Raw genomic sequence first — 19,979 nt, 5'->3', positions numbered from 1 at the left:
AGGAACGGCTTAGTTTAAAATGCCGTTCCCGACAATGTCTACAGTGACCTGCTGATGAAAACGGACATTGGGATATTCTTTATTCCAATCTACACTTTTCCATACTGCTGGATGATGAGCGATCAACTGTCTGCCTACGCCAAAGGCATCACATCCATTTTCCTGAAGTGTACGGATAATTTGTTCCGCATCCTGGGTCATGATTTCGGAAAGTTGACGGTTTAGACGCCGTACGTTAGCTTTATCTTGAAGATGATTTCGTGCATATAATATCGACAGGCAATTTCAGGTTAAGCTCCACATCAATTTGTCCATCGCGCTGAACTTTCACTTTAAGGCTACGTTTGATATTCTGAATGTTAGCCTGATACGTAATAAAGTTTTGCAATCACCGACAGATCCTGGATGTATCCTTTTTACAAAGCGAGCTGTATTTTTCCACTTTCCAGTCATCAGGACATATAACACACCTTGCTCATTACTTAGGCTTCCTGTGAATTTTTGTCCGTGAAATAAGGCAATTCCACGTGCTGTAATATCTTCTCCTTCTTTGGAAAGATAGGGAAGCACAAAATCTTGACCCGGATCAAGCATTGGGGGGAGCAGTGTCTCCAGTGTCATTTCCGGGAACATACACATTTCCTCAAGGCTTCTGATTTTTTTGGTTATAAATTCGCCAATTAAGAGGTTACCTATGCCTTTTTGATCTATTATTTCTCCAGCTAATGCTCACGATACAGCACATCCAGATAGGGATATAGATCTTTTCGGGCCAAGCTTGTACCATACAGAATAACTCCATATTTGAAAAGGCGGATATCCCCGGTTACTTTGGCTCGGATTTTGTCTGTACTTTGTCGAACGGAATGGCCGGTGCCTGAGTGAATTTCATTGGTGCTTTTACCTTGATTGCTTTGAGAATCGTCTACAACTTCTAGCGTTTGCAACAACATACCTTCAGAAGTGAGATCATAAGCCGATGCATTTGCCAATCGGGCATCCTTCAAATTGTCCTGATCCCAGCAGCCTGTTATAAAAATGAGTAGAGTTAGCATTCCAAGCGCTCTGCTCTTTTTTTCATGTTTCAGGTCCCTCCTTTTTTTTGAAGAGATAGGATAGGATCAGCAGCAGAAAAGGGAATACAATTAGGAAAATATAAGCAGAATTATTGGCTATGGAACCAATAAGCTCGAAATCTTCTCTTCGTTGAGGCAAATAGGCAATACAACATGAGGCGAGCACAACAAAGGGAACCGCCTTTTTATGGCTCTTTTGCTTGAATAGATAGCTTATTCCGTAAGACGCCGCATAATAATAACCACTTATAGCGCCAAAGATCGAAATGAGCCAAATTGGCAGAAAAATAAAATCGACCCGATCCATCGTTCCCAGTGGAATGGATCTGAGCAAATAAATGACTGGCTCCGGCATTAATTCAAGCTGTTGGGGGCTGAATACGGTTGTACAGGTAAATACAGTAAAACAATACAATAGTACCACGATCGCGTTAGCTGCCAAAATTGACTTGAGCTTGCCTATACTTTTGCCCTCAACCATGGGAAAGACGACAAGAATGAACTCAAAACCAAACATAGCTAGGAGCGTTTCTTTTGAACCGACAATAATACGGGGCCATCCCGCCTAAGTCAGAGGTAGCAGATAAAGCGGGGTGGACTGCTTTATACCATAGCTAATTAATAGCATCATGGGAAAAATCAGAAATGAAATTAAAACAAGCACTCGAGCAATTGTTCTTAAATTTTCGCGAACCAGATATATGCTACTGAACAAAAACAGGGAAGTATAGCCCAACGGGGAGTATATTGCAGCATCCAGCGATTGATGACGTCATATGCGTTCACAAGAACGGAGGTACCCATAAGCAGATAGTAAGCAATGTAAGCTACAGTCAATGCTTTTCCAATCCAGCAACCAGTAATTTGGGTTAATATTTGATAAATCGAAGAGGAGGGAAAACGTCTTAGCAGAAGCCAGCACATCAAAATAATGAGTTGAATCAAAAGGCCGCCAATAATGACAGATATCCAACCCCCTCCTTTAGCTGAAAGGTGCATCGGATAAGGAAGTGACAAAATGTCTACGCCAATCTCAAACTTGATGATGAGAAAAAAAATTGACCCGATGCAATGGTACTTTCTTTATTCACGTCGTTTCCAGCTCCTAGAGTCGTTCTGCTGCTTCAATTTTTGGGCTTGGGAATCATATGGTCGCTGATGAAATGTCCAAATCGGAAGGCGGATAAAAACATCTTTCATATCACCGAGCCGGAATGGTGCAAGAGGAGCAAAGTAGGGCGTACCAAAGGTCTCCAGCTTGCAAAGGTGGATAGTAAGAAAAAGTAAACCGAAAGCAATGCCAATGTATCCAAACAAGGCTGCAGCAATCATCATCGGAAAACGAAGGATACGAACCGCTGAGCTCATTTCATGAGAAGGCACTAAAAAAGAAGAAATGGCTGTTAACGAGACGACGATGATCATCGTATTACGACACGAGACCAGCCCGAACGATAGCATCTCCGATGACGAGACCACCAACGATTCCAATAGTTTGGCCAACCCGACTGGGTAGACGAACCCCGGCTTCTCGTAGCACCTCAAAGATCAATTCAAGCAGCATAGCCTCCACAATCGCTGGGAATGGAACATTTTCCAGTGATTTTTTAATGGTATGCGCCAACTCTAGTGGCAAAATAGCTGGATGAAAAGCAATCGTCGCAATGTAAATGGCAGGCAGCGTAAAAGCGATCAAAAAGCTCATCATTCGAATCGTTCTTAGAAATGAACTAATAATCCAACGGCCGTGATAATCATCTGGACTTTGGTAAAATGCAAAAAAAGAGACGGGAGCTATTAGAGCAGTAGGGCTACCTTCAGCCAAAATCGCTATCCGTCCCTCCATTAGATTGGCGGTCACACGATCCGGTCGTTCCGTGCTGAGCTGTTGAGGGAAGAGGGAAAAAGGGTTGTCCTCAATAAACTCTTGAATAAAACCGGGGGGGAGCACCATATCGGAGGAGATCGCTTTAATTCTCGTTTTCACTGCTTCCACTAGCTCAGGATTAGCTAAGTCTTGAACATAGACAATAGCGATTTTAGTCCGGGTTTTAGATCCTACATAAAAGTAGCGTACAACCAGCGACGGTGTGACAATTTGTTTACGAATCAGATTCAGATTGATGGATAACTGCTCAATGAATCCATTGTGCGGTCCGCGAATAACCCCTTCGTTTTCTGGTTCGTCCGTACTGCGAGTATATGTCTTTTCGGAAGAAAGGATAAAAAATTCTTCCGCCCCATTTATCATAAAAATGCAATATCCCTGAATAAGCGAATCAGCAGCATTTTGAAGGTCGGTGTCTTTTTGACTGCTTAAGGTGGTGAACATTTGATGAGAGACTGCATCGATTTTCTCATATAAGGCACTCAGGATATGAGTTTGAATCATCTCCTGATCTACGAGCGAATCAATATAGAGCAGCAACCGTCTTTGCCGTCAACGGAAATTGCCTGTTTTTTTAAATCATCCGTATAAAAAAAGGGCTTGCTCAATAAAGGAAACATTTCTGTTTAATTCAACGGAAGCTGCGTCATGTCCAGCCAAGAGAGCCCTCCTTTTTGGATGAGATAGGCATAATGTGTGCCATCTGGATTGAATTTATCCATGATCTGGTGACTTATCCATTCTTGAATCACCTTCACTTTGCGTAATGCAATAGTTTTATACTAGAATTTAGGTTGAAAATGGGAAATGGGTTGGTTATCTTGCAAGGAATGAAATGTAATCGTGCAAGAACTAGAGACTAGATTACAAGGGGGCTTAATCTTGCGTCGGATCAATTCCTAGATAGTGTCCCAGTTTCCGCCGGACCTCGCTGCGGGCAAAGGATGAAAGCATGAAAAATCGTCTTTGATAGCCGCGGCATATATACAAAACCTCTACGCCTTCATGATTTCGGATTTCGCTGTATATTTTAACCCCTAGTGTTTTCATTCGCGTCTTTGTCTCTGCTAATTGAACAGCTACACGCTGTTGTACTCCAGTCAGGCTACGAACATACAAATCAGGCATTTTTAGAGGGGAGGTATGTATAATACGAATGTCTCGTTCCAGCACATCCAGCACAAGAGTTAGAAGTACACAGATCTTGACTAGCCCTGCGTCTTCTTCAGAAGGCAAAGGAGCTTTATTCTTGTGGTTCAGTGTCTTTTGGCTTGGCATAAAAATCTCCTTTACTCCGAGTAAGAATACAATATATAATCATTATATAGAACGTGTGTTCTGTTTATACCTCATCATAGGTATTTTTCCAAGGCTAAAGCAATCCTCAATTATTGGAAAAGTGGTAAAGAGCGATACCCATGTGCCATTGTGTAAAGAATTCTTGCGTTTATCGCCAATGACAGTCAAGCAGAGTTTATGTTAAGCTAATGGATAAAAACTTACATAAAAGGGGAGATCGTTCTGACTGCGGTCAGCCTCTACTATTTAACTTAAGAAAGTGGAGAAAGAAGGTATACATATTGTCACGTTCGTTATATGCAGCTTTATTATTGTTGAGCCTCATTTGGGGCGGTTCGTTTATGTTTATCAAGGTGTTGTTGCTACATCAAGTAGGACCGTGGACTATTGTATTTCTTAGATCCAGCTTTGGACTTATTTTTATCGTCTTATTAATGCTACTTATGCGCAGGCCGTTTAAAATTAAAAGCATTCCGTGGAAATCGGTTACTCTGGTAGCTTTGGTCAACATGGTTTTGCCATGGACATTGATCGGTTTTAGCGAGACCAAAATAGCTAGCAGCATGGCTTCTGTATTGAATGCCACCACGCCAATATGGACCATGTTGGTGGGGCTTGTTTTTTTCGGGGCTATTTTTCATCGGATGCAGTGGTTAGGAATGGGGCTCGCTTTTGTAGGAATTATTATTTTATTGGGTATTAATCCTGCATCTATTATTTCTGTTGACCCTGTGGGTTTTGGGTGTATGCTGCTTGCGACTCTCTGCTATGGATTTGGAACACAGCTCTCCAAACGTTTTCTATCCAATCTTTCCATGTATCAGGCTACCTTTGCGACACTGTTTGGTGCGGCGGTAGGGGGTGGTATTATGATGGCAATTGTGGAGAGACCTGATTTGTCGATTGTTTCTGATCCAGGTGTATTGGGTTCTCTTATAGGACTGGGAGTTTTGGGATCAGGAGTAGCATATATTTTGTTCAACTACATGATTTTGCGGGGGAGTGCGGAATTTGCTTCTTCGGTGACGTATTTTGTACCAGTAAGCGCCATTGTATGGGGCTTTTTGCTCCTGAATGAACATATCGGCTGGAACGTTCTGACCGGGCTGGTCCTTATACTTGGAGGCGTGTTTATGGCCAACCAGCGTAGAACCGCCAAATTAAGTGGATAATAATCTAAACAGAAATAAAATACGCTTTGGTTATTATATTAAATGTGCATTCGCCAAACCTTCGGTATAATGCGTTAATTCGCACATACAATAAAGCATGCTCACACATAAAATAAAATATGGTGCAGCAAAAAAGCAAGCTGTTTAGCAGGTGACAAGGTGTGGTATAATAAATTATAGAATTATATGCACCACAGAAATGTCGGAGTTTTATTCCACAAAAGAAAGGATCAGGATACCATGTGTCCCCGAAGGATACTTCCCCAAAGGACGATTTGGAAACGATTTGATCTGTCTTATACTTAGCTTTTCCGCGGAGTAACGTCAAGTTGCGAAAGCCAACTCTGCGGAAGAGGGGATTGTACATGCGAAGGACCAAGTCCTCCAGGCACATCTTACCCGGTAGCTTCCGTAAGAGTGGGTTCATCCACATCAAACTTACGAGAAACCGAGGGAGCCTGTATGAGGAAAACTTACGAATCTATCGTGAACAATGGAGCATTGAGACAGATTGCTGTCATGTTGCTCGGAACATGCATTTTAGCTTTTACGTACTATCACATTAATGCTCAAAATCATTTGTCAGAAGGCGGCTTTGCAGGCTTGGCCCTGCTGGGACATTACGCATTTGGCATATCTCCAGCATGGAGTATGTTGTTGCTTGATATTCCCGTCATATTGCTGGCATGGGTACTGAAGGGCAGAAGATTTATGCTGCTTGCGTTAATCGGAGCCGTCGCTTTTTCACTGTTTTATGCAGGATTTGAGAAGTATTCGACTCTGGTTATAGATCTACATGGAAATCTGCTGATAGCTGCTCTACTTTGTGGGGTGCTTACAGGTTTGGGAGCCGGAATCGTACTGCGATTCGGTGGAGCAACCGGGGGCGATGATATCCTATCTCTGCTGATCAGTGAGTGGCGCGGGTGGAAAATCGGCAACGTGTTTATTGTCAGTGACATCATCGTACTGGGATTATCATTGTTGTATCTGCCTATGAAGGAAACAATGTTTACAATACTGGCTGTGTGGCTTGCCGGAAAAATAATTACATGGACGACCACGTTCCAACTGCACCGACCTGTGAAAAAGGTACTGCCAGCGGCTATTCCCGCTAAAAAGGTGGTTGCCAAAACAGTGCCGGTCGTCCACAGCCTTCGTCAATAAGGAAAGGGTGTTACGTCAGGAGAGAAATCTTCTTACGTAACACCCTTTCGCTGTATTCAGCTTCTATCAGGAAGGCTTTAAAGTTGAATGAATGCGTCCATTCCGGTCATGAATAATTGCAGAAATCTGTTGGCGTTCTACAAAACTTTGAGCCTCATCAATCGCCTCATTTTTGTGTTTAAAGGTTGAAATGGGCTGGTTGTGTCCCGCTTCTTTGATTGCCCAGCGATCCTCGTACGGCACTACATGAATGGGTTCCTTCTCATCGGAAGAAGCGGAATGATGGTCGTGTACATTTTCGCTTGAATGCTGTTTTTCATGTTTTTTAGGTTTCTCATCTTGCTCGGCTGGATGATTATCGTTCCATTCCTCGGCTTGGGAAGTGGCAATCGCAATCGAGCGTCCTTCTTCATAGCCGTCACGGAGTAGAGCGTTAGCAATATCAACGGCTTTTTCTCGCACCCGAGGTTCCAGGTTTTTCATGGATGGAGGGTAATCATGTTTGTTCCAAGGCATAGTTGCACACTCCTTATAGCGGATGATGTATTATGTATTACCCGTTGTCGGCTTAAACAAACGGAAATCAAAGAAATGAATATATTGTAAAATGTATCTTGAAAAAAAGCGTATAATGGTGTGCAGAATACGAGGAAAAGGAGTGAAGCATTTGCTTGCCTGGGGTTTTGTTTTTTTGCTGACTATCATCATTCATACTACAGATAGCTTGTCCTATGCTCTCCGGCTTGGTGGTTTGCGAGCGCGTCGGATTGGATTGGCGTTAACCGTTGCGGGAATGCTGCTGTTGGTTTCACGCACCTCTAACATGGCGCAGGGGCCTTTGCTCGGGGGGATGGTCGATCAGGCTAAGGCTGCAGCACAAGTGGGCGGAACGGATATTAGATTGGAACTATATATGCATGGGGTACTGCTGGCAGCAACCGTTGGAACTATGCTTGCTATATTACTGTATCCAACAGTGGTACGCATGTCAGCCAGATGGATTGTGCATTTGGAGCATACCGGATCTATTCCGGCTTTGGTGCGTCATTTAATGCTGCGAAGTCGCTGGAAGCATGCAGGCTACTACATAAAGCGCCCCACCTGGTCAATGCTTACTTCACTGATTAGTGGAGCGATACCCAAGCGTCTAATTATTCTGAATATAGCCGTTACTGCGATTTATACAACCGGAGTAGTATCTGCTTTATATGCATCATTTCTGTGGCCTGCTCAAGGTACAGCCATGTCAATGTCGTCAGGTCTAATCAATGGCGTCGCAACGGTATTACTGACCTTGTTAATTGATCCAAGATTGGCGGTTTTGTCGGAGAAAACGCTACGAGGGGAGCTACCCTTAACTCGGATGAACAGCATGTACGGCTGGATGATCATCTCGCGTTTGGCAGGTACTTTATTAGCTCAGCTATTGCTAGTACCGCTAGCCATTTGGCTTGGATGGGTAATGAGTTAAATTGCTAGCTTACGTAATGATGTGCTGCCATATCCCAAAAAAGGCTGACCCGTGATCATCAATTAAAGATAGATCGCGGGTCAGCCCCAATGATTCTATGCTACTTACTTTTCAAATAATGACTTATATGCTCCGTATCCTTCACGCTCCAAATCTTCTTGAGGCACAAAGCGGAGCGCGGCAGAATTGATGCAATAACGCAAACCATCTGGACCTGGGCCATCATCGAATACATGCCCTAAATGGGAGTCAGCTTCACGACTTCGCACCTCGGTACGGATCATAAAATGGCTGAGATCGGTTTTTTCTTTGACATTGTAGCTGCGCAACGGACGGGTAAAGCTGGGCCAACCGCAACCTGCATCATATTTGTCCAATGAACTGAACAAGGGCTCTCCTGATACGATATCCACGTAAATGCCTTCACCCTCATGATCCCAAAACTCATTTTGAAAAGGGCGCTCGGTCGCGTTTTTTTGTGTTACTTCGTATTGAATAGGCGTCAGCCGATCTTTAAGATCGGATTTATCAATCTTGCCGGACCAATTTTGCTCGATAAAATCTTCACGTCCCGAACCTTTGCGGTAGCGTTTGTAATGAGCGGGGTTCTTCTTATGATAGTCCTGATGATATTCTTCTGCTTCATAAAAAGTGGCTGCAGGCAGAATCGGTGTAGCAATCGGCTTGTCGAAGCGGCCACTTTGAGCCAAAGCTTCTTTAGAAGCTTCTGCCTTGATTCGCTGCTCTTCATTATGATAGAAAATAGCCGTTTGGTAGGATGAACCTCTATCGTGAAACTGTCCACCTTCATCCGTCGGATCAATCTGCTGCCAGAAGAGCTCCAACAGTTTTTCATACGGGAATACTTGTGGGTCAAATGTAATCTGTACGGCTTCCACATGTCCCGTTGTTTCAGAACACACCTCTTCATAGGTAGGATTTTCGGTATGTCCCCCTGTGTATCCAGATCTAACCTTCAAAATACCGGGTAATTCCTCAAAAGGGGAAACCATGCACCAGAAGCAGCCACCTGCAAAAGTTGCTTTTTCTACCGTGTGTGGATTGTTGGTGCTCATATTTGTCACTCCAATCTGAGAATGTTTAATTAGTTGTTATTTAAATAGCTTACAATTAAATTATATACGAGATTTTTGCAAAATCCAACGAAACGTCAGAAACCAATCCGTAGTGTAATTGGCTCTGTCCTCAAAAATCGCAATGAAACTTCATACAGAGACGGTGGAAAACTCATCGCATTATGTTCTGTTGACGCGTTGAAGCCTTTTTCGGTAGAGTATAAAGGCGCCGCCCATCAGCGCAGTATATAGCACCAAAATGAGCAAACCGGTGATTGGGTGTTCTGCAAAGGTGCCGCCAGCATAAGCATACACCGCAATTGCGGGAAGCTTGCCAATAGCTGTACCTAGGATAAAGCTCCAGAACGGAAACCCTGCTACTCCAGCGTATACATTTACCGCTGCTTGGGGGATGACTGGAATCAGGCGAGCCAGCAGAACAGCAGCAAAAGGTTCCCTCTCCATGACTCGATTGAAGCGCTCCAATGCGGGAACCCGCTTCAAATAGGCACGTCCTTTGTCACGGAACAGGGTACGTACTGCAGTGAAAACGACCAACGCAGCCAATGTAGTGCCAAGCCAGCAGATCAGAGCACCTTGCCAGGGGCCTGCGGCATAAGCAATGGAGGCGATAATCAGCTTGTAAGGCACAAACGGAATTAGCGCGAATAAAAATGCGAGTAGTAGCAGAACTGGAAAGGAGGTCTGCTTGTCCGCCCAGGCAAGCCAATCATATCTGTAGATAAACGCGAAGCAAAGCAGCGAAACATAAGCCGCGACGAGTAGCCATTTTTTCATTTACATACCTCTTTCAATATCCCTGTTCGGCTTATCGCTTATACAGAAAAAAATAGGGTTCACATTCCCAATAATGTGTGCTATACTGCCACTAACAGAATAGTTCCCAAAGGGGAGTAGCTCAACGAGTAAAGTCGTCATTACGGGATTTTTAATCCCCGGCTTTATTGGCAACGTAATGTTGTAAGCGAGACCTTTGCCAGGATTTTAGGAATCCGGGTAAATGGTCTTTTTTTGATGCCAAATTTGGGTCAAGCGCCGTTTCCGGATTCCGTGAAATGGCGCTTTTTTAGTATAAAGCGCTGAACTATGTACAGTATAACAAATAAATAAAAAAGGTGGGAGAAACGTATGGATTTTTTGTCAATTGAGTTTTTAACCGCATTAGTATCCATCATTATCATTGATCTGGTGCTAGCTGGTGACAATGCGATCGTAATCGGTTTGGCGGCTCGCAATGTTGATAAGGCCAATCAAAAGAAGGTCATTATTTGGGGGACGGTCGGAGCGGTCATCATTCGGGTGATTGCTACAGTGCTGGTCACGTATTTATTGCAAATTTATGGATTGCGTTTGATTGGGGGACTCGCACTTATCTATATTGCCTATAAGCTGCTGGTCGAAGAGAAAAAACATGAAATTTCAGCTACGAATCAAATGTGGGCAGCGATCCGCACGATTATTATCGCGGATACGATGATGGGCCTCGACAATGTACTTGCTGTTGCAGGAGCAGCTCATGGAAACATGCTGCTTGTTATACTGGGTCTGGCAATCTCCGTTCCAATCATGGTGTGGGGAAGTACGATTATCTTGAAGCTGACTGAACGTTACCCAGTAGTTATTACGATTGGTGCTGCTGTACTGGCTTATACTGCTGCCAAAATGGTGGTGGCGGAACCGCTGATTGCGCACTGGTTTATGAACGGGGTCGTTAAATACGGTTTTGAGGTTCTGGTTGTGGTTCTGGTTGTAGCCATTGGGATGCGTGTTAAAAAAATTAAAAGTGAAAAAACAAGAAAGCAAGCACAGCACGCCTAAGCTAACTTACACTGAAGTAAACTTAGCTGAAGCTGAACGTTCATGCCATAGAGGTTGTTCCGTTAGGTCCTCCAACTGGACCGGGAGCAGTCTCTTTTCTTTGCTTGTCAGCAGACTTCCATGTAAACTAGACAACAGATGAATGAGTGATTAGAGGTGGGAACGATATGGACAAGCAAACGAAGACAAGAGTAGCTATTGCAGGACTGGGTGGTATTGCTCGAAAAGTATACTTACCGTTACTGGCAGCACACCAAGGTGTAGATATTGTAGGTGTCATGAACCGTTCACAGGAGCCGGTGAGTTCCATTATGGAGCAATATAGGTTGCCAAGAGGAACGACAGATGTGAAAGAGCTGCTAGCATGGGAACCGGAAGCTGTATTTATACATGCCGCGACCGAAGCTCATTTTGATCTGGTTATGGCGTGTATTGAAAAAGGGATTGCCGTGTATGTGGATAAACCGTTGTCCTATGATGTTCGTCAGAATCTGGAAATGACCGCTTTTGCGGAAGCGCAGGCCGTGCTGCTGGCGGTGGGCTTTAATCGACGTTTTGCCCCGCATTATGTAGCTGCTAAAGCATGGTTAGAGGAAGCAGGTGGATTTAGTCAATGTGCGGCCATTAAACACCGTACTGGATATGACCGAAGACCGGCGGCACAGACGGTTTATGATGATTTAATTCACATGCTTGATTTGCTTTTGTGGCTGGGTGGCGATGATTATGAGCTGCTGCATAGTAATCTGAATAGGACGAGTGAAGGATATATGGATGCTGCGTTCGGGACCGTACGTTTGGGGAATGCTACCGGAAGCTATAGTATGAGTAGACAGGCAGGAGCTGACATAGAGAAGCTGGAGCTTCACGGGGCAGGACGGTCTGTTGAAGTAACAAATATGGAACAGGCTGTTTTTATGCAAAAAAATCATTCACCACTAACGCAAGCTTTTGGAAGCTGGGATACGATTTTGGAAAGACGGGGATTCACCGGAGTCGTAAATCATTTTCTGGAGCATATTCATCGTCCAGAGGAGTGTGCTGTACGGGCTGGAAAAGTATTGGATAGCCATATGCTGGCTGACGAGCTGATCAGCCGTTTGAGTAATTAATATGGAACGTCCGAACGTGAACTTAACAGTCCAGACAGACATCAAGAATTAGGTTGAAGGAGAAATGAATGAATGGAAGAAGATAACCGTGGTAAACAGCTAGAAGAAGCCATCATTGAAAATTATAAGCAAGAAGAAGATATGATGATCCTTGTGTTTGCGCAATGGTGTATCAATCACGGGTTGGAGCCAGAGGAACTATATAGTGAAGCATATCCGCATCAGGATAGCAACGAGCGTCTGCTAAGAGTACGCAAGTTGACTGTATCGCGTGAAGAAGCGGGTGATATTCCGCTGGATACGGTATTAGGGGTACTGTCCATGTTCGGAAATGAGGACTTGGCAATGGTCGTATCTGAGGCGGCTGCGAGCCTTCCGTCGGAACGGAAATAAGGCTAGCCAGAATAAAGAATATACTGTTATCATTTATGGCATCATGGACTCAACTATATTTACTTAAGACATTGTTGATGGGGAGGGTAAGCTTACGATGGAAGATATACCTGTGCCAAGTACCTGTAAAGGCTGTGAAAGAGATATCTCGATATCGGAAGAGCAAATTACCAGAATTCTAACCAACATGAGACCCAAAATGGAATGTGTAAATGATGAAGTGTACGAAGCCAGACTGTTGGCCTGCTCACAATGTGAAGAGTTAATGTCCGGGCATACATGTGGTATCAGCGGAAGTATTGTTCGTGTACGTGCTTTGGCGGCAGCTCAAAATTGTCCCAGTTACCATGGTTCACGCTGGATAGGAACAGCCTAAAAGATACAATGCTCAGGCTCGGTTGAACCTGGATTACGGGTTAAAATAGTCATACCTTGGTCTGCCTTAATGGCAGGCTTTTTGGTTTGATTGGACCTTATCTTAACGATTGACAAAAAGTAGACAATAAAATATATTAAACACGTGAAATGTTTTTGTTTAATTATTAATATTTATATTAATGATTACTAAAAGTAATGATGCGTAAAAATTATGATCGAAAGAAAATCGGTGTATGAGTGATATTTAGGCCAAAATGAAAGCGCAAACATTTGTGCGGATGTTCCAACAATCTTAATATTTTTGGGGAGGGTTTGTTGTGAAGGGTTCTATTGTTGTTAATACCGATTGGAAACAAGGCATTATTAATAAAAACATTTATGGACAATTTGCTGAGCATCTTGGACGTTGCATTTATGAAGGCATATGGGTTGGAGAGGATTCACCGATTCCGAACACAAACGGAATTCGTAATGATGTGGTGGAAGCCCTGAAAAAGCTGAACATTCCTGTGCTGCGCTGGCCGGGAGGCTGTTTTGCCGATGAATATCATTGGAAAGATGGTATCGGGCCAAAAGAAAACCGTAAGAGAATGGTAAATACGCATTGGGGCGGTGTGGTTGAAAATAATCATTTTGGCACACATGAGTTTTTTCAATTGTGCGAACTGTTAGATGCAGAGCCTTATATTTGTGGAAATGTCGGCAGTGGTACAGTTCAGGAAATGTCGGAGTGGGTAGAGTACATGACCTTCGATGGAGAGTCCCCTATGGCTGCATGGCGTCAGGAAAACGGTCGTGAGAAACCATGGAAGCTCAAATATTTTGGAGTGGGTAACGAAAACTGGGGTTGTGGCGGTAACATGCGCCCAGAATATTATGCCGACCTGTATCGCCGATATCAGACATATGTCCGTAACTATGGCGAGAACCGCATTTATCGGATTGCAGGTGGGGCGAATGTGGATGATTATCGTTGGACCGAAGTGTTGATGCGTGAAGCTGGGCATCTTATGAACGGTTTGAGCCTGCATAACTATACGATCCCGGGAAACTGGGAAGGGAAACGGCAAGCAGTCGGTTTTGATGAAGCGGAATGGTTCGAGACGATGAAAAAATCATTGCATATGGATGAATTGATTACTCGTCATTCAGCCATTATGGACCAATATGATCCTGACAAAAGGGTCGGACTGATCGTCGATGAATGGGGAACCTGGTTCCTGACTGAACCGGGAACCAATCCAGGCTTCCTGTATCAGCAAAATACGATGCGCGATGCGCTGGTAGCTGGGCTGCACCTACACATTTTCCATAATCACCATGACCGAGTACAGATGACGAATATAGCTCAAATGGTCAATGTTTTACAGGCAATGATTCTGACCGAAGGTCCTGCTATGTTGTTGACACCGACATACCATATATTTGAAATGTTTAAGGTGCATCAGGATGCACAAGCACTGGCTGTTCATGTAAAGGTAGGCGATTATGAATATGACGGGGATTCCATCCCACAAGTAAGCGTGTCCGCCTCCAAGGCGCAGGATGACAATATTCATATTAGCTTTTGCAACGTCCATCCGGGCGAGTCGGCAAACTTGAATTTGGAGCTAAGAGGACTGGAAGAGATTAAAAAGATCAGCGGTGTTGTCCTTGCCAGCGACGATATGCAGGCACATAATACGTTTGATCAGCCAGAGCGTGTGAAAAAGGAAGCTTTCACATCCTATCAGCTGCAAGGTCAGCATTTGGATGTTACACTGCCACCAATGTCGGTAGTGATACTGACAATTGCTCCGTAAAAAACTGGGTCGTGGTATGTAAGCAGTATTCACTATTATTGGTTATGGACAAAGAGAGCGTTCAGGTGAACGCTCTCTTTGTCCTACAATTGCTCGCGGTGAATCACCCTGAATTCTTTAGGCGACATACCGAAGCGGGAACGAAATACACGGTGAAAATACGTGTAATTTGCAAATCCTGACGATTCGGCGGCTTGTTCCAGTGACATGGGACTGAAAATGATTCGTTCTCTCGCCATGTTAAGCCTGATGTCCAGCGTGTACTGCATAATGCTCGTATCGAATGTTTCCTTAAACAGATGTACTGCTCGGGATACGCTGATACCGACGTGTGAAGACACGTCATCCAGTTTGAAGTTAGAGGATGCGTTTTCTTCAATATAATTTTTAATCTGATACGCAAGATAGTTATGATGAGTAGCGATAGGATGATCGGATAGCATACGGTCAAACTCCAAACATAAAATGCGTATGTAATAACTTGATATTTCCGGGTAAGGATTAGAAATACGTCGTTGCTCCATCACAAGCTGACGAAATAGACCAAGCAGGGCTTCTGTGAGCTGAACCTTAATTCTGTTGGGTCGTTTATGATGGTTCCACCACTCATCTACCCAGGAACCACCGAAAAAAATGTGATAATCTCCACTTTCCACGACCTGCTCTCCCATGGGGTTCAACTCACTATGAATATCCAGTTCATAAGGCTCGGTAGGATTGAATAGCAGTAGGTCACCCGCCTCAATCCGTGTCATTTCCCCGTTAATGCGGGCCTGGCAGCGTCCATCTGTTTGCAAACGGAATAAATAATTTTTGATCCCATCAGGCTGGTTCGAATAAAAGGGCTTTCGATGGAAGGAATAGCCTGCGGTAAGAACCTGACAAGGCTCGACGATAGACATGATGATGACTCCTTTGGGCTATGGCTGTTTCAAATATTGACCAGATTGTTCATGTTTTAATCATATTATTCATTTTAAACGAAACAGAAATAGAATACTATGTGAACTGTAAAGCTTACATGTTAGATGAGAAAGTACATGTTGGAGGCCAAGGAGTGTGACGACGTGGAACGAATGAAGGCCGGGATTATCGGATGCGGTACTTTAGCTCGGTATATCTTGAAAATCTCCAAAAGAGCCCACTTATTGAAGTGGTGGCCGCCGCTGATTTACTGGATGAGAGGGCCAAGGAGAGGGCCGATGAATTCAACATTGAAAACGTATACAAAGTGGATGAATTGCTTCGTCAGCCTGAGATTGAGCTTGTATTTAATCTGACCGTGCCTGGCAGCCATGCACTGACAGATGTGGCGATACTAGAGGCAGGCAAGCATGTGTACAGTGAAAAGCCTTTGGCGCATTGAAATTCACGGACCATCGTGCCAATGCTGAACTGGCCTACCATGTGTTAGAAGCCATGCATGCTTTTCAGCGCTCATCATTGGAAGGCAATCACATTACGATGGAAAGCACGTTCAAACCGGACGAGGATTTGTATTATGGAACAGATATAATGGAAAATTCATCTTAATTAAAGAGGTGAAGGGGAATGGCTAAAGTAGGATTGCAATTGTACACAGTAAGGGAAGAGCTTGAACAGGATTTTGAAGGTACGTTGCGCAAGGTAGCTGAGCTTGGCTATAAAGGGGTAGAATTTCATACCTTTTTCGGACGCAATGCCAAGGATGTCAGAGCGCTTCTGGATGAGCTGAATCTGGAAGTTGTCGGAACTCATATACAATATTCTCGTTTGCTGGATCATTTGGATGAGGAGATTGCATACCACAAAGAATTGGGAAATAAATACCTAATCATTCCTTATTTAACCGAAGAACAGCGACAGTGGGATGAACTTTTTGCTAATTTGGATCGTATTGGTGAAAAAGTGAAAGAACAGGGCTTGATACTGGCTTATCATAATCATGATTTTGAATTGACAGAAAAAATCAATGATCGCCCGGTATTCGATGCTTTATATGATGCGGTTTCCGATGATTTGTTACAGGTCGAAATGGATACTTGTTGGGTATACTATGGGGGCTATGATCCAGTGGAATACATCGGACGTTATAATGGACGCCTGCCTATCATTCACTTAAAGGATATGGCACGTGACGAGCAACAAAAAGCAGTGACTGTAGAGCTTGGCAAAGGCGAAGTGCAGCTTCAGGCCATTACAGACGCCGCTATTCAGGCAGGTGTGGATTGGATCGTCGTAGAACAGGATTTCTGCTCAAATCCTCCAATCGAAAGCATTGAAACCAGCATTAAATGGCTCCAACAATACGCAGCTCAGGGAGGAAATATTCATGTCTAAAACACTCAAAATCGGGATTATTGGTTGTGGAGGGATTGCCAACGGCAAACACTTGCCGAGTCTTGCCAAGCAGAAGCGTGCAGAAATCGTTGCATTCTGTGACATCATTCAGGAGCGCGCTGAAGAGGCAGCAGAAAAGTTTGGAGTTGAAGGCTCGCAAGTTTATAGCGATTACCGTAAGCTGTTAGAAAATAAAGACATTGAAGTCGTACATGTATGTACACCCAACGACTCGCACTCGGAAATTACCGTAGCGGCGCTTGAGGCAGGTAAGCATGTGCTGTGTGAAAAACCGATGGCTAAAACTGCAGAGCAGGCACGGGAAATGCTCGATGCGGCCAACCGTACAGGTAAGAAGCTGTCTATTGCGTATCAAAACCGTTATCGTGATGATAGTTTGTATCTGAAGCACTTGGTCGAACAAGGAGAGCTTGGAGACATTTATCTGGGCAAAGCCATTGCTCTACGCCGTCGCGCAGTTCCGACCTGGGGAGTATTCTTGGATGAAGAGAAGCAGGGCGGTGGTCCCCTTATTGATATTGGCACGCATGCACTCGACCTGACACTCTGGCTGATGGATAATTACAAGCCTAAAAGCGTACTAGGTTCAACCTTCCATAAGCTAGGGGGTCGTAAAGATGCAGCAAATGCCTTTGGACCTTGGAATCCTGAGGAATTTAAGGTAGAGGACTCAGCTTTTGGTTTTATTACGATGCAAAATGGAGCTACTATTGTACTAGAGTCCAGCTGGGCATTGAACGTTGTAGAGTTTGGCGAAGCGAAGACGCTGTTATGCGGTACCGAAGGCGGAGCCGATATGCAGGATGGATTGCGCATTAACGGGGAAAAGAACAGCCGCTTGTTTGATACGAAAATAGATCTGGATGCAGGCGGTGTTGCCTTTTACTCTGGAGAAACGGAAAATGAAGCAGACCGCGAAGCCCGTCTATGGATCGAATCTATTCTGGACGACAAAGAACCTCTTGTGAAGCCGGAACAGGCACTGGTTGTTACTGAAATTTTGGAAGCTATCTATGAATCGGCTCGTACGGGGAAAGCTGTCTATTTTGACTAAGCCCGTAATTATCCCGAATAGACCATCATTATAATGAAAGCAGCTTTTTTCACATATGATACAGGGAGGGATTTCTTTTGAAACTTGGAGTATTTATGGTGTTGTTTGGCGGACGTTCGTTGGAGGAGGCGCTGGATTATGTGGCTTCTCAAGGATTGGATGCTGTAGAAATCGGTACAGGTGGCAACCCTGGAGATAAGCATTGTAAGCCGGATGAGTTGCTGGAGAATGATACAGCGCTCAAAAATTTCAAAAAGGCAGTAGAGTCCCGCGGACTAACGATTAGTGCGCTTAGCTGTCACGGCAATCCTCTCCATCCGCAAAAGCATTTGGCCCAGGCTGATCATGATACGTTTCTTAAAACCGTTCGATTGGCAGAAAAGCTGGAAGTTCCAGTTGTGAACACTTTCTCTGGCTGTCCGGGTGATCACGAGGATGCGAAATATCCAAACTGGCCTGTGGCTCCGTGGCCTAATGATTTTCAGGAAGTGTTGAAGTGGCAATGGGAGAATAAAATTATTCCTTACTGGACCGAGACGGGGAAATTTGCAGCAGATCATCATGTTAAAATTGGGCTGGAGCTACACGGGGGCTTCTCCGTTCATACACCAGCGACCTTGCTGCGTTTGCGTGAAGTTGCGGGAGAGGTCATTGGTGCTAATCTGGATCCGAGCCATATGTGGTGGCAGGGAATTGACCCAGTGCAGGCGGTTCAAATTTTGGGCCGAGAGGGAGCCATTCACCATTTTCATGCCAAAGATACGACGATTGATCCGATCAATGTAAATAAATATGGACTTACCGATATGCAGGAATATACGAAAATGCTAGATCGTGCTTGGCAGTTCCGAACTGTGGGCTATGGGCATGATGTAAAAACCTGGGCAGATATTATCAGTGCCCTGCGTCTGGTGGGATACGATTATGTAGTGAGTATTGAGCATGAAGATGGTCTGATGTCCGTGGAGGAAGGCTTTACTAAGGCCGTCCACAATCTTCGCCAGGTACTGATTGAAGAACCGCTGAGCGAGATGTGGTGGGTCTAACCTAATAGGGGGAAATGTTGATGATTAACGTCACCATTTGGAATGAATTTTTGAACGAAAAGTTGAATGATGAAGCCAAACAGATATATCCTGATGGGATACACAAAGCGTTGGCTGACGGCCTGGCAAGAGAGGGATTTGCCATTCGAACAGCTACTCTGCGTGATGATGCCGAGCATGGTTTGGGAGAAGATATTCTGAATTCCACAGATGTGCTGCTGTGGTGGGGGCATAAAGCCCACGATCAGGTGAGCGATGAAGTTACGGCGAGTGTTGTCAAGCGAGTGCAGGAAGGAATGGGGTTGATCGTGCTGCACTCAGGCCATTTTTCCAAGCCATTCAAAGCCCTAATGGGCACTAGCTGTGACCTGAAATGGAGGGTGGCAGGTGAACAGGAGATTATTTGGTCGGTGAATCCGTCACATCCCATTGCAGAAGGCATAGATGCCAAAATTTTGTTGAAGCAGGAAGAGATGTATGGCGAGTTCTTTGATATTCCTACGCCGGATGAACTGGTATTTGTTAGTAACTTTGAAGGCGGCGAAGTATTTAGAACCGGATGTACCTTCCGCCGAGGTAGCGGTAAGATATTCTATTTCCGCCCAGGTCATGAGACCTATCCGACTTATTACCAGCCTGATATTTTGAAAGTTATCGCCAACAGCATTCGTTGGTCTTCTCCGACAAGTATTAACAAACCAATATATGGTAGGAGTGAACCTGTAAGACCTCTCGGTGGAGTGTTGGTATAATGACAATCATCACATATGGATGAGCTGTATAATGAACAGACTGATAGGCGGAACCTCTTGGGATTCCGCCTTTTTGTATTTAACGATTTAGACATATACCTGCTGTGTTGGTTT

The 19,979-nt window shown here is 44.3% G+C and carries 24 protein-coding genes and 1 pseudogene; 14 read left to right on the top strand and 11 right to left on the bottom strand.

Translation table 11 applies throughout. The features are described 5' to 3' along the window. Nucleotides 1-9: 9 nt before the first annotated feature. From MHI21_RS15850 to MHI21_RS15820, 7 genes and pseudogenes are all read right to left on the bottom strand, one after another. On the bottom strand, nt 10-201 hold the full coding sequence (locus tag MHI21_RS15850) for a Ger(x)C family spore germination C-terminal domain-containing protein (protein WP_341163824.1): 192 nt from the start codon (nt 199-201) through the stop codon (nt 10-12). Nucleotides 202-327: 126 nt separating this feature from the next. Then, complete coding sequence (locus tag MHI21_RS15845) at nt 328-633, bottom strand: hypothetical protein (protein WP_341163823.1); 306 nt, start codon at nt 631-633, stop codon at nt 328-330. 89 nt (nt 634-722) lie between these two features. Then, nucleotides 723-1,055: a hypothetical protein gene (locus MHI21_RS15840; protein WP_342418490.1), complete on the bottom strand. Its 333-nt coding sequence runs from the start codon at nt 1,053-1,055 to the stop codon at nt 723-725. A 22-nt stretch (nt 1,056-1,077) separates the two neighbouring features. Further along, nucleotides 1,078-1,593, bottom strand: a complete 516-nt coding sequence (locus tag MHI21_RS15835) for a GerAB/ArcD/ProY family transporter (RefSeq protein ID WP_341163821.1) — start codon at nt 1,591-1,593, stop codon at nt 1,078-1,080. Nucleotides 1,594-1,754: 161 nt separating this feature from the next. After that, nucleotides 1,755-2,093, bottom strand: coding sequence for a GerAB/ArcD/ProY family transporter (locus MHI21_RS15830; RefSeq protein WP_341163820.1), 339 nt, complete (start codon nt 2,091-2,093; stop codon nt 1,755-1,757). 66 nt (nt 2,094-2,159) lie between these two features. Then, nucleotides 2,160-3,624: pseudogene (locus MHI21_RS15825) on the bottom strand (spore germination protein). Between the two features lie 216 nt (nt 3,625-3,840). Further along, nucleotides 3,841-4,242, bottom strand: a complete 402-nt coding sequence (locus MHI21_RS15820; protein ID WP_250239353.1) for a hypothetical protein — start codon at nt 4,240-4,242, stop codon at nt 3,841-3,843. A 302-nt stretch (nt 4,243-4,544) separates the two neighbouring features. On the opposite strand from MHI21_RS15820, the gene MHI21_RS15815 reads away from it, so the two are divergent. Beyond that, entirely contained in the window at nt 4,545-5,435 is an 891-nt protein-coding gene (locus MHI21_RS15815; protein ID WP_061829040.1) for a DMT family transporter, read from the top strand. 462 nt (nt 5,436-5,897) lie between these two features. Further along, on the top strand, nt 5,898-6,602 hold the full coding sequence (locus MHI21_RS15810; RefSeq protein ID WP_013310869.1) for a YitT family protein: 705 nt from the start codon (nt 5,898-5,900) through the stop codon (nt 6,600-6,602). A 66-nt stretch (nt 6,603-6,668) separates the two neighbouring features. Here MHI21_RS15810 and MHI21_RS15805 read toward each other — a convergent pair whose 3' ends face one another. Beyond that, entirely contained in the window at nt 6,669-7,118 is a 450-nt protein-coding gene (locus MHI21_RS15805) for a DUF2188 domain-containing protein (protein ID WP_342418489.1), read from the bottom strand. A 151-nt stretch (nt 7,119-7,269) separates the two neighbouring features. Here MHI21_RS15805 and MHI21_RS15800 point away from each other — a divergent pair, with 151 nt between their 5' ends. Beyond that, entirely contained in the window at nt 7,270-8,073 is an 804-nt protein-coding gene (locus MHI21_RS15800) for a lipid II flippase Amj family protein (RefSeq protein WP_061829042.1), read from the top strand. Between the two features lie 104 nt (nt 8,074-8,177). Here the strand turns inward: MHI21_RS15800 and msrA are convergent, their stop codons facing one another. Both msrA and MHI21_RS15790 read right to left on the bottom strand, forming a co-directional pair. After that, entirely contained in the window at nt 8,178-9,149 is a 972-nt protein-coding gene (gene msrA / locus MHI21_RS15795) for a peptide-methionine (S)-S-oxide reductase MsrA (protein WP_254325358.1), read from the bottom strand. 180 nt (nt 9,150-9,329) lie between these two features. Further along, nucleotides 9,330-9,947 carry a TVP38/TMEM64 family protein gene (locus tag MHI21_RS15790; protein ID WP_342418488.1) on the bottom strand — a complete coding sequence of 206 codons (618 nt, stop codon included), beginning with the start codon at nt 9,945-9,947 and terminating at the stop codon, nt 9,330-9,332. Between the two features lie 351 nt (nt 9,948-10,298). Here MHI21_RS15790 and MHI21_RS15785 point away from each other — a divergent pair, with 351 nt between their 5' ends. The 5 genes from MHI21_RS15785 to MHI21_RS15765 all read left to right on the top strand — a co-directional run bounded on the left by MHI21_RS15785 (nt 10,299) and on the right by MHI21_RS15765 (nt 14,673). Beyond that, entirely contained in the window at nt 10,299-10,988 is a 690-nt protein-coding gene (locus MHI21_RS15785; protein WP_025722249.1) for a TerC family protein, read from the top strand. A gap of 167 nt (nt 10,989-11,155) precedes the next feature. Then, a complete protein-coding gene (locus tag MHI21_RS15780; protein WP_342418487.1) occupies nt 11,156-12,100 on the top strand; it encodes a Gfo/Idh/MocA family oxidoreductase in 945 nt (314 codons plus the stop codon). Between the two features lie 72 nt (nt 12,101-12,172). Then, entirely contained in the window at nt 12,173-12,493 is a 321-nt protein-coding gene (locus MHI21_RS15775) for a hypothetical protein (RefSeq protein ID WP_061829046.1), read from the top strand. A gap of 97 nt (nt 12,494-12,590) precedes the next feature. Beyond that, nucleotides 12,591-12,869 (top strand): hypothetical protein, encoded by a 279-nt coding sequence (locus MHI21_RS15770; protein WP_029517224.1) that lies wholly within the window; start codon nt 12,591-12,593, stop codon nt 12,867-12,869. Between the two features lie 319 nt (nt 12,870-13,188). Beyond that, a complete protein-coding gene (locus MHI21_RS15765) occupies nt 13,189-14,673 on the top strand; it encodes an alpha-N-arabinofuranosidase (RefSeq protein ID WP_342418486.1) in 1,485 nt (494 codons plus the stop codon). Between the two features lie 83 nt (nt 14,674-14,756). On the opposite strand, the gene MHI21_RS15760 is transcribed toward MHI21_RS15765, so the two are convergent. After that, nucleotides 14,757-15,575 (bottom strand): AraC family transcriptional regulator, encoded by an 819-nt coding sequence (locus MHI21_RS15760; protein ID WP_061829048.1) that lies wholly within the window; start codon nt 15,573-15,575, stop codon nt 14,757-14,759. A gap of 194 nt (nt 15,576-15,769) precedes the next feature. Between MHI21_RS15760 and MHI21_RS15755 the strand changes: the two genes are divergently transcribed. The 6 genes from MHI21_RS15755 to MHI21_RS15730 all read left to right on the top strand — a co-directional run bounded on the left by MHI21_RS15755 (nt 15,770) and on the right by MHI21_RS15730 (nt 19,865). After that, the gene (locus tag MHI21_RS15755; protein ID WP_342418485.1) at nt 15,770-16,039 is read left to right on the top strand and encodes a Gfo/Idh/MocA family oxidoreductase; all 270 of its coding nucleotides are present in this window, start codon (nt 15,770-15,772) and stop codon (nt 16,037-16,039) included. Continuing rightward, complete coding sequence (locus MHI21_RS15750; protein WP_233903743.1) at nt 16,036-16,206, top strand: hypothetical protein; 171 nt, start codon at nt 16,036-16,038, stop codon at nt 16,204-16,206. Before MHI21_RS15755 ends, MHI21_RS15750 begins: the two co-directional genes overlap by 4 nt. Nucleotides 16,207-16,224: 18 nt before the next feature. Further along, nucleotides 16,225-16,992, top strand: coding sequence for a sugar phosphate isomerase/epimerase family protein (locus MHI21_RS15745; RefSeq protein ID WP_342418484.1), 768 nt, complete (start codon nt 16,225-16,227; stop codon nt 16,990-16,992). Beyond that, nucleotides 16,985-18,067, top strand: coding sequence for a Gfo/Idh/MocA family oxidoreductase (locus MHI21_RS15740; protein ID WP_342418483.1), 1,083 nt, complete (start codon nt 16,985-16,987; stop codon nt 18,065-18,067). The genes MHI21_RS15745 and MHI21_RS15740 overlap by 8 nt, the downstream gene beginning before the upstream one ends. Before the next feature lie 77 nt (nt 18,068-18,144). Next, a complete protein-coding gene (locus tag MHI21_RS15735) occupies nt 18,145-19,113 on the top strand; it encodes a sugar phosphate isomerase/epimerase (protein ID WP_341163812.1) in 969 nt (322 codons plus the stop codon). Nucleotides 19,114-19,133: 20 nt separating this feature from the next. Further along, a complete protein-coding gene (locus tag MHI21_RS15730) occupies nt 19,134-19,865 on the top strand; it encodes a ThuA domain-containing protein (RefSeq protein ID WP_342418482.1) in 732 nt (243 codons plus the stop codon). Nucleotides 19,866-19,979: the final 114 nt, after the last annotated feature.

It is taken from the genome of Paenibacillus sp. FSL H8-0168 (assembly GCF_038592955.1).
GTDB classification, from domain to species: Bacteria; Bacillota; Bacilli; order Paenibacillales; family Paenibacillaceae; genus Paenibacillus; species Paenibacillus polymyxa_B.
The sequence above is the reverse complement of the archived record's forward strand: the minus strand, read 5'-3'. Positions and strand labels throughout refer to the sequence as shown.